Consider the following 10069-nt stretch of genomic DNA (forward strand, 5'->3'; position numbering starts at 1 on the left):
GGAATATTTGATGGGAATGCCAGCAGCAACCATTTCGTGTATGCATCTTTGTCCGAAAATGAATCCCGGTCCCGTTCCACATGTTGGTGGTCCCATTGTGATGGGCTCAGGTAATGTCCTTATTGGTTCGTTACCTGCAGCGCGCAAAGGTGACAAGTTAATTTGTGTCGGCCCGCCTGATACCATTAATGCGGGGTCGAGTTCGGTACTGATTAACGGAAAACCAGCCGCCAGAATGGGTGATGGTACCGCACATGGTGGAAAAATTATTGTTGGTAATCCAACAGTAATGATCGGCTAGTATAAACAAGGATTGTGGTAAATGAATTTGATTGATAGTTTTAATCTTCTGTTGGCACAACGACATGTCATGTTGCCGTCGTTTCAGTGTATGCCAAAAAATATTGAAGATAATACTCAATCGCTAATGGTCATTTTAAAGATGATCCAGCAAAAAAAAGATGCTGAATGGCCATTACTTAATGCCAACACCTGTGATGAAATTGTCGATGCATTTGAAACAGATGTGTTTTATTGCCCAACAGACAAAATGGTGATCTTATCTTTACTATTGCAACTGCACTATAAGGCTCAGCCAGTTAAGCAATCAGGTATCGTTCAAGCTTTGTTTGCCAGTACAATTATAGATGTGGGCCACTATAGCCCTGCATTTGCATTAATGGCCAGCCAACTTAATCTTGATAAAGTTAATTTTACAGCCAGCAACAAAACGCCTGAACAAATCCAGCAATACATCTTATTCTGCATCTATCGAGGTAAACGTTTAAAGCGTGCCGACGGAATTGACTCCCTCAACATATCTCGGTCATCACTGACGTCTTTGTATATTGAAATGTTGATGATCAACATTAACGAACCGTTAAAACTCTATGGGGTATTTTGTCAATTAGACTATTGCCATAGTGCGCTTTTTGAAGTGTTTATTACTTCGTTAGACGAAGCAATATTGAGCCAAATATTTAATTTAATGAGTGAGAATGCAGATTTAACCCTAAGAGTCATTGAGTTAATGGGTTATTCAGGTTTTAGTAAATTCGTGCCTTTTTTAGCTCGAGCAATGCAGCAACCTAGTCAAACATTAATGGCTTTTCGAGCACTTCGAACTATTTTAGGGCCAGAGTTGGATCAAGCGGTGCCTTATCAATGGCAGTTTGAAGAAGATGAAGTCGAACGTTGTGAATACCTACAGTTTTACAGTGCCAAATTATTACATCGGTGGATGTTATTGGCGCTTAAAATGCCAGATGTCAGATTGATTGATGGTGTTGAAGTTAATGGTACCAGTATTGATAAGATCATTAGTCATTCAAGCCCCGTGCACCAGCGTATTGCCTTTTTACATAAGCTTCGGCTGAATAATGTGGTTAGTTGCAGCCCACAACGTGTGAAAGTGGCCTTATGATTATGCATGCAGAGGCCATTAATATGGTCGTAGGGTCATACGAAAACCCACAGCAGTTAATTAACTTACCTTTATCCGAAGGGGTCGATTTCAGCTATCAATTATCTGATGGTCAGCATGTGGCAGCGGTCATGGCGCACGAGCTTGCTACAGACACTCAATTAAACCGCCTAATTGATATGTTGCATAAATTACCTATTCAAAATAAAACTCAATGGCAACCGTACTCTCACCAAGCGATTTTTTGGATTTTACCTCACCTAGAAAAACAACAACTTGTTGATTGGGTCACTCGTTTACATGCACTTTTTCCGCATTGTTTTGTGCATCCCAATAGCCGGTTTTTTCCTATGGGCAGTGCTGGTATTTTTTCTGCTTTGAGCGCATTAAAGGCAATGCCGGTCGACAATCAAAGTGCAATATTTATTGCCGTAGACAGCTTGTTCTTCGACCTTGTGGATTTTAACCGTGACCAAGATCTGATTACTCAACAACAAGAGACAGGACGTTGTCCTGCTGAAGCGGTCATCATGGCCAGCATCAATGTTGCAAACGAAGGCATGGAAATAGTGGATTTATTTCAAGATTCATGTAGTGCTGTTCAACAAACCCAAACAATAAAAGCTTTGTTTAATCGTGCCTGCCAGATTGAAGACTTGGATGTATTTGCTCAATTGTATTTACCCGGCAACCATGCCGCTGTAACAGATAACTGGCTTAATGCTTATGAGCAATTAGCCGGCAGAATCGATCAAGAGACACAAATTTCCCAATCTAGTTATTTTACAGGCGATATCGGTTGTGTGGCGGGGTTATATAATTTGCTACACATCTATAACCGTTACCAACAACAAAATGCTACTGGAACAAGCTTACAACTGGAAGTATCTCAACAACTTCACCTTGGTTTGGCAATGTACTCATGGATAGAGAAGGCATAAACGAACATGACGGTCAGTAATTTCAATTTTAAAGGTCATAACCGTTATATCGTTATCGTGCCTGCCAGTGCGTCAACACCAGCTGGATTCCAGTTATTAACGTTTGAGCAAAACAATAAAGTTAGTGAGATAATTAATGAAATCTCGCCTCATTTAGTCCGTGATCGTAATGCATTAATTTATGCGCGCAGTCTGGTGATGAATGCGGGTGTAAATGCTAGCTTAAATCCAAGAGATATTACCCGTAAACTCATTGACATTATTGAGCGCAATTTACTCAGAGTGTATGGTGAAACACCCAAACAACAAATTCATCATTCAACTGAAACGGGCACTCTAGGCGCGAGCTCAACCAATACCAAAGCACCCAAAACCAATAAGGGTAAACAAACTTCTGCGTCAGTTCAATCCGGTACTGTGGCGAATCATTCCCCGACGGAAGTGGCTATTGATCAGCAAGAGTGCCGCAGCGATCCCGTATCAATGTTAAGTGGCGAAGAAATTTTACCGTTAGTCGATTTTGAGCTTAATGGCTTAATGCCACTAACGTGGCGTCGTTTGTATCGATCGAGCAAAATTCTTAGCAATGTTGGTATGGGTTACGGCTGGCGACATAACTTTTGTGTGCAGCTGGATCATCAATATCAAGCGCCAGCGAAAGTTGGGCCTAAAAAACCCGGAAAATATTGGTTTGAATTAACCGACGATGAAGGCCGAGTGCATGTGTTCGACTCGGTTAAACGAGGGCAAACCAGTATTCAACTTTCAACAGGTTGGTCGTTAGTCCATCAAGCTGATGGCCGCCATGTGTTAATAAAGCCAGATGACAGCCATTGGGCATTTATACAAAAAACCGTTGCGAGTAAACAGGTTTGGCAACTTGAAACGATTAGTAATCATCAAGGCCAATATTTTCAGCTGTATTATGATCAGCAAGGGCGTTTAACCCAAATCACCACAGGCCCAAAACGTGGCGTATTGTTATTTTACAATGCACAAAGCAATTTGTTAAAAGTCGCTTCGTACATGTTAGATAACGAAGGCAACAAACAAATTCACCAAAATTTGTTAGCTAGCTATCAATACGATGATGATCAAGCCCTTATTGCCGCCACAGACTGCAACGGACGAGTAGAGCGCTACAGTTATGTAAAAGTGAAGTCGGCGACAAATGCCTCTGATCGCGATGTCCCATACAACAGCAGAACCTCGACCTATTTGTTACAACGCAGAACTCGGGCATCAGGCTTTAGTCATCACTTTTCGTGGGACGGGCACGATCAGCGCGCTAAATGTATTGAGCAATGGGGTGATGATGATATTTATCATTATCACTTTGAATATACGGCGCTCCCTGACGGTATTAAAAGCCGTAGCACCGACTCTTTAGGCCACAGTGAAACGTTCATTCATAATGCACAAGGGCTTTTGACTGAGCATCATAAGCCTAATGGCAGTGTGATACGCCATCAATACGATGCTGTTGGTCGCAAAGTGGCCACCTTTGATGCGTGTAATAATCAAATTCAATATACCTATAACGAGCAGGGGCTACTACTGGCTGTTACTCAAGCGGACGGAGGTACCACAAGGTTTGAATATAATCGCTTAGGGCAAAGAATTGTCACCCGAGATGCGATAGGCCGAACGGCTAAAAGACATTACGATGCCACGGGACGATTATTGTCTGAGAGTGGTTTTGATGGCCGTCAAAGTCAATTTCAATACAATGATGCTGGGCAGTTAACTCAAAAAGTCGATGTTAATGGTGTTATTCATCGTTACCATTGGGACCGCGATGGCGAATTGTTGGCAACGCAAGTCGGTGATGCGTTAACCCGTTTTAGCCATGACAGACTGGGGCGAGTTAATGCCACGATTAATCCGCAAGGTTTGGTCACTGAATTTATTCGTGACAACAAAGGCCAAATTGTCGAAAGTAAATCCTATCCACAAGACAAACAAGATCACTCTGAAGAAGCCATTAGTCATTATTATCAATATGATGATGCCGGCCGTATTATTCGCCAGCGTCAACAGGCTGATGTAGCTGGCGAGCAAGAACTCAGTAACGATAGCGAGTACATTGAAAACATTATCGACTATGACGGTTTAGCCCAACCGCGCCAACAAACCTTTGCCGATGGTAGTTGGCTGAAGTTTTTTTATGATAAAGAACGTAACTTAAATCGCATTGAGCGAAGTGACGGGGCGCAGTACCGTATTGAATACACAGCAACAGAGCAACCTAAAACATTAATCGGTTTTGATGGCCGTGAACAACATTATCAATATGACGCCAATGATAACTTAGTGGCAGTGAACGACAGTGATATTCGTTTTGTTGAGTTAAAACGTGATTCAATGGGGCGAATTTGTCAGCAAAGTAGTCATGTCAAACTTGAGCTCAGTGCCACATCTGCATTACTGAATACTCAGAACTTTTATCAATATAATCCTATAGGTCAAATTACTCGAGCCCATAACCAACATCGCACCGTGCAGCAACACCTTGACGCTCAAGGGCGTATAAATCGGGTATTACAAAGCCAGTGGCAACTTGAATATCAATATGATGATTCAGGCAACCGCTGTGGCTTAACCTTGCCTGACGGGCAACAGATTGATTATCAATACAATAAAAACAGTCAATTAAGTGGCATTAGCGTTACAGACAATGGATTTACAGTCAATGGCCCATCGAAGCAGCGCATACCGCTGGCTCATTATCACTATCTGCCATCGGGTTTGTTGCACAAAACAATCCAGGGTAATCAGCTTGAACTCACTCATGCCTATGATGCTCATTCAAGGTTAATTGAGCAGACATGGCAACATGCACAAAATCAGACTCGATTCTTTGCATCAAGACGTTATCAATACGATAAACAGCATCAATTACAACGCTGCGAAAGTAAGTTTGGAAACGATAGTGCTGTGAATGGTCAATCTTCTGAGCATATTGAACATAAGCCAGAGGTTAAACAGTTTAGCTATAACAAAATCAGCCAGTTAATCAGTATTAGTGATACTGGCGTGTCTGGCGAAAACCCAAATATTGCTGACAATGCATCTAATGCTCGTCAGCAATACCAATGGGATGCTTTTGGTAACCCATTACAGGCTATTCGTGCTAGTGATACCCATACCCAAGGTATAAGTAGTAAACATGTTAGCGCTAATGAAACTGCTAGCAGTCAATCAGCTGAAACAGTAAGGCCAAATAAAAAAAATCATGATGTGGTGGTTAACAACGACCGCTTAATGAGTATGGCTGGAGTTGATTACCGCTATGACGCCAGTGGCAACCAAATCAGCCAAGTGGGCACTGGCGATAAACAACAGCGCAGCTTTAATGGTTTAAACCAGTTGGTGCAAATCAACGTTAATGGCAAGCTGACCCAATACGAATATGATGCCCTAGGCCGTCGCAGTGCAAAAATCACCGAACTAGGTCGCACCGACTTCATTTGGGACAATCATCAGCTTATTGGCGAATGCACTTTAGGTGAATACACTTGGTATATTTATCAGCCTGATACTTTTACACCTGTAGCACTGATTAAAGCAGGGCAGGTTTATTATTATCACTTAGACCAACTCGGCACACCTATTTGCTTAACGGATGAAAATGCTAAAATTGTCTGGCGCAGTCAGCAAGACGTGTTTGGTCAGACAATTGAAAGAACATCTATTAAACATAGAGACATTGAATATACAGATTTTAAAGATGCAGCCAAGCAAGACAAGATAACTAACCCAATCCGTTTTCAAGGGCAATACTTTGATGACGAATCAGGTTTACACTACAACCGCTTTCGGTACTACAGCCCTCAACAAGCACGATTCATCCATCAAGACCCTATTGGATTAGTGGGTGGCATAAATCATTATCAATATGCGCCTAATCATGTGAATTGGGTGGATCCATTTGGGTTGTTGTGTAAAGAAGGGCAAGCTAAATTATCGGCGATGTTAGATAATTTAGTTGGCAAAGGAATAGATCAAAAAACGAAAGATAAGATATTACAAAGTGCAATTGATAGTGCTGCCATTACCGATCCAGAAGGTAAATTAAAAGTACAAAAGCCGGATGGAGTAAATAAGCTAAATTATGCTTATACACTTGAATCGATGAATGAAGTGGATAACACCATTACTATTCGCCGTAACATTGGTGGTGAGCTAAAAGAAATGGAGCTTACCATTGAAGAGTTTGCTGGTATGCATGAATTTGGCGGTAAGGCTGTGAATGATGAGTGGGCCAGTAAAGGGCGCATTAAAGAAAATACAGCCAGAACGTTGATCACAGCTAAAAAGAAAGAAAACTCAGAAAAAACGTATAAATTGACGCCTGAAGAAAAGGATGAATTGCAACAACATTGTGACGAGCGCGATGAGGCAATGATAGAGCGTGATAAGTTTGCTCGTCAAACTGATGGATATAATAAGCAAATCCCAAAAGTGAATGAGCAATCAGCCAAAATAGGCGAAAAAGCCGCAGATATGGCAGTGAAAGCCACTTACCCTGGTTATGAGCGAATTCATCCAGACAGTTTGGATGAATCTTCTTCTGTATCGGGTAACTTTGATATGGTGTATCAAAATGCTAACGGTGATGTGATCATTGTTGAAGCCAAAGGGGGCAAGAGTCCACTGGGTAAAAAGCAGATTGGTGACAGTGATTATCAGCAGGGAACACCCAAATATGCGCAGGCCATTACAGATAATATGGGGAAAAGTTTACCAAATACATCTGATAAGAAAGCGGCTAATGCAATCGAAGAAGCCATAGATGATGAAAACATCATTAAATATTTGCATATCGAAACTCCGATAACGAAAACGGATACTGGCTCTAAGGTTAGTGAAGTAAAAATTTCAGAGTTTGATATTGATTTATTATAATTAGCAGGTTAACAAATGAAAACTGAAAGAACTCATAAGCCTCAATTTGAAAAAGCGTCTTTGGAGGAGTGGCTAGAATCCCCAAAGAAAAGAATAAAAAAAATTCCAGTAAATATAATTAATAAAAGAGATAACTTGCTAAGGTTCTCTCAACTATATATTAATTTTTCTCGTTGGCTCACCTGGGCAGAACAAACCCCAGAGATAGAACAAGAGTCAGCAATGGGCCTAAAGCTTGCCTCAAAAATGTATTCAGCATTTTTGAAGTTGGCTGCGCAACCAGAGCAAGAGCTTACGTTTAAGATATATGATTTACCTCAAGTAACTTGGAACGGCAAAGGCATGTTAGAAGCTGGCTATGCAGCCCCTGCAGAGTGGCTCGATGCCTATTTTTTAGCGGTAATTACGCGTGATAAAGAAAGTATGGACAGCTTAGCTAATTTTCCCGTAGAGATAATGAAACAAAGTGCAACCAAAGCTGGCCCTGTATCTTATAACTTGGTTGAAGTATTTCAAGCCTACCATCACCGTCAAAGCAATTATCCTGCATTGTTAAACGAATGTATGAAAATGGCGGTAGCGCAAGGTAACGATTGGGCGCTTGATATCGCAATGGGGTATCTAGAAACCTTTGCAGCGCTCACGACAGATATCGGGTTTGACTTTAACGAAACGCTTGCTAAAAATCTTCAGTTGCAAGAAAAGTACTGGATAAATGCAAGTGATCCTAACACTGTGCCTGTTGATTCATTTTTGCCACTCCAATTGCTCGGTATGGCCTGTATGTGGCATGACCGAGGTAATCAAGTCTTGGTTGAAAGTGACTCTCTGCCACGCTTTTTGATTGAAGGTAAATATTTTTAACGGGTTAAGATGAAGTATCTTCGGTAGATGTTTAATTATCGAGAGTATTTTTAATAGGGAGATTTGCTCAACATGTTTGGACTACTAAAAACATACGACGTACACATGTGCTCAGAAGTAAAAGGGCAGGTTTTGTTAAACGGAAAACCTGTTGTTGGCGCTAAAATTACACGGCAACTAAATTATATCCATAAGTTTGTTGAAAATGATGAAACTCGAACAGACGAAAATGGAGAATTCTCTATGCCCGAAGTTAATTTAAGTTCAAAAAAACCGGGAGACATGTTTGTTCATAATTTTACTGAACAGCAAATTGAACTGTTTCATGATGGTCAATCGTACCTCCTTTGGCGTTCTAGTGTTATAGGTATCGAAGAGTCCCCCGAAGTAAAAGAAAAATTAGCAACATTGAATGCTGACTTAACCTCTAAGGAGGTTGATTTTACTTTTCCGAACAAACGTAATCGTAATTTAGAGTTTGATGGAACTAGTATTTGTCGTTGGCAAACTGATTTTGATGTCTATGAATTAAACGATGACGATGAAGACTTTTTTAATTTTTAAATTGACATGTACAAGAATAATCAAAGGAATGATATGAACACATTAACACCACAATTAGCGGTTAATTTAGCGAGTTTTGCATATAAAAGTAAAAATATAAGTAAAGACAATATAGCAAAGATTCAAGTTCCAGCTATGTTGAGAAAACAGTTCATGTTTAATGCTCAGAAATCTACTCTCCATGGGGTATCGGGAACTATTGCAGAACATTTACTTAATCATACTTCTGGCTTTGGTTTTTTTGGGATAGGCCGTTCTGAGGGGAATTTTAAAAATGAAGCGGTAATCATTTTTAGAGGTACGGCATCGATGGCTGATGCTATAACTGACTTACATTGTGGTGTGACTTGTAGTAGTAACAATAAAACGGTTCATGCAGGTTTCAACAAGACTTTTGAGTCAATTAAATCTCAACTTGCTATTCTTCTAGATCAATTAGGAAATAGGCCTGTTCATTGTGTTGGCCATAGTTTGGGTGGTGCAATAGCAAATCTTGCAGCTGTTTGGATACGTTCGAATTATAAAATTCCAGTTAAGTTATATACTTTTGGCTCTCCTAGAGTTGGATTCAATGCTTATGCTCTGCAAACAGAAACTAGTTTACATGGTATTTATCGCGCAGTTCATCGAAGTGACCCTGTTCCGATGGTCCCTGTATGGCCGTTTGTTCATGCAGGAAAAGAATATCGATTGAGCACTTGTGTTTCTTTGACTGGAGCATCTCATATGATGGATGGAGATGCTCCAGGCTATATAAATACAGCAACTAGGTATTCTGACTATTCACAAATGCAATTAGGCTCAATCCAAAATTTAGCCGTTGTGAGGTTAAACTATCGAAAACGGCACTTAGCTTGTTTTAATGCTCATTGGTCGGATAAAATTGGCGATGCTTTACTCACTTTATTACGTGAAAGTGGAAAGTTATCGAGTATTTTAGCGCAAGCTGCTGTGGGTGGTACATTAACATTATATGATGCACTTGCGAGAGGTATTGTTGAAATATCCAAAATGACGACCGAGTATGCTGCTGATGCTAAAGGGTTATTGGGTCATATTTTAAATTTCGTCGGTAAACCTAGTGTTAAAGTCGTTGATATTACATACAAATTTGTTAAAGATTTATTAGTTCTTATGCTAAACAAATTAAATACATTGGTTCGAGCAGCCATACCAGCCGTAGGTATTTATATGTGATTTTACTAGTACGATAAGTTAATTAGAACTAATTCAGATTTCTTAAAGCCCCCTGTGTCAGGATAGTTGTCGCCTCAATTAATTTACAAATAAACAGGGAGCGGTAAGTTACAGCAAGTGAATTATCAAAGGCATTCCGGTCAATTTAAAGAAGCTATATTAAACAAGTTTA

At 40.3% G+C, this 10069-nt stretch carries 7 protein-coding genes; all 7 read left to right on the plus strand.

Going from position 1 to position 10069, the window contains the following annotated elements:
* Positions 1-10 precede the first annotated feature (10 nt).
* Positions 11-301 (plus strand): PAAR domain-containing protein, encoded by a 291-nt coding sequence (locus tag H5125_RS12325; RefSeq protein ID WP_011637812.1) that lies wholly within the window; start codon positions 11-13, stop codon positions 299-301.
* A gap of 21 nt (positions 302-322) precedes the next feature.
* The gene (locus H5125_RS12330) at positions 323-1423 is read left to right on the plus strand and encodes a hypothetical protein (RefSeq protein ID WP_182744359.1); all 1101 of its coding nucleotides are present in this window, start codon (positions 323-325) and stop codon (positions 1421-1423) included.
* Positions 1420-2364, plus strand: a complete 945-nt coding sequence (locus H5125_RS12335; protein ID WP_182744360.1) for a hypothetical protein — start codon at positions 1420-1422, stop codon at positions 2362-2364. Before H5125_RS12330 ends, H5125_RS12335 begins: the two co-directional genes overlap by 4 nt.
* A gap of 6 nt (positions 2365-2370) precedes the next feature.
* Positions 2371-7272 carry an RHS repeat-associated core domain-containing protein gene (locus tag H5125_RS12340; RefSeq protein ID WP_182744361.1) on the plus strand — a complete coding sequence of 1634 codons (4902 nt, stop codon included), beginning with the start codon at positions 2371-2373 and terminating at the stop codon, positions 7270-7272.
* Between the two features lie 15 nt (positions 7273-7287).
* Entirely contained in the window at positions 7288-8136 is an 849-nt protein-coding gene (locus H5125_RS12345) for an immunity 49 family protein (protein WP_182744362.1), read from the plus strand.
* Positions 8137-8208: 72 nt separating this feature from the next.
* On the plus strand, positions 8209-8700 hold the full coding sequence (locus tag H5125_RS12350) for a DUF6795 domain-containing protein (RefSeq protein WP_182744363.1): 492 nt from the start codon (positions 8209-8211) through the stop codon (positions 8698-8700).
* A gap of 33 nt (positions 8701-8733) precedes the next feature.
* A complete protein-coding gene (locus H5125_RS12355) occupies positions 8734-9897 on the plus strand; it encodes a lipase family protein (protein WP_182744364.1) in 1164 nt (387 codons plus the stop codon).
* Positions 9898-10069: the final 172 nt, after the last annotated feature.

It is taken from the genome of Shewanella sp. SR44-4 (assembly GCF_014163715.1).
Lineage (GTDB): Bacteria > Pseudomonadota > Gammaproteobacteria > Enterobacterales > Shewanellaceae > Shewanella.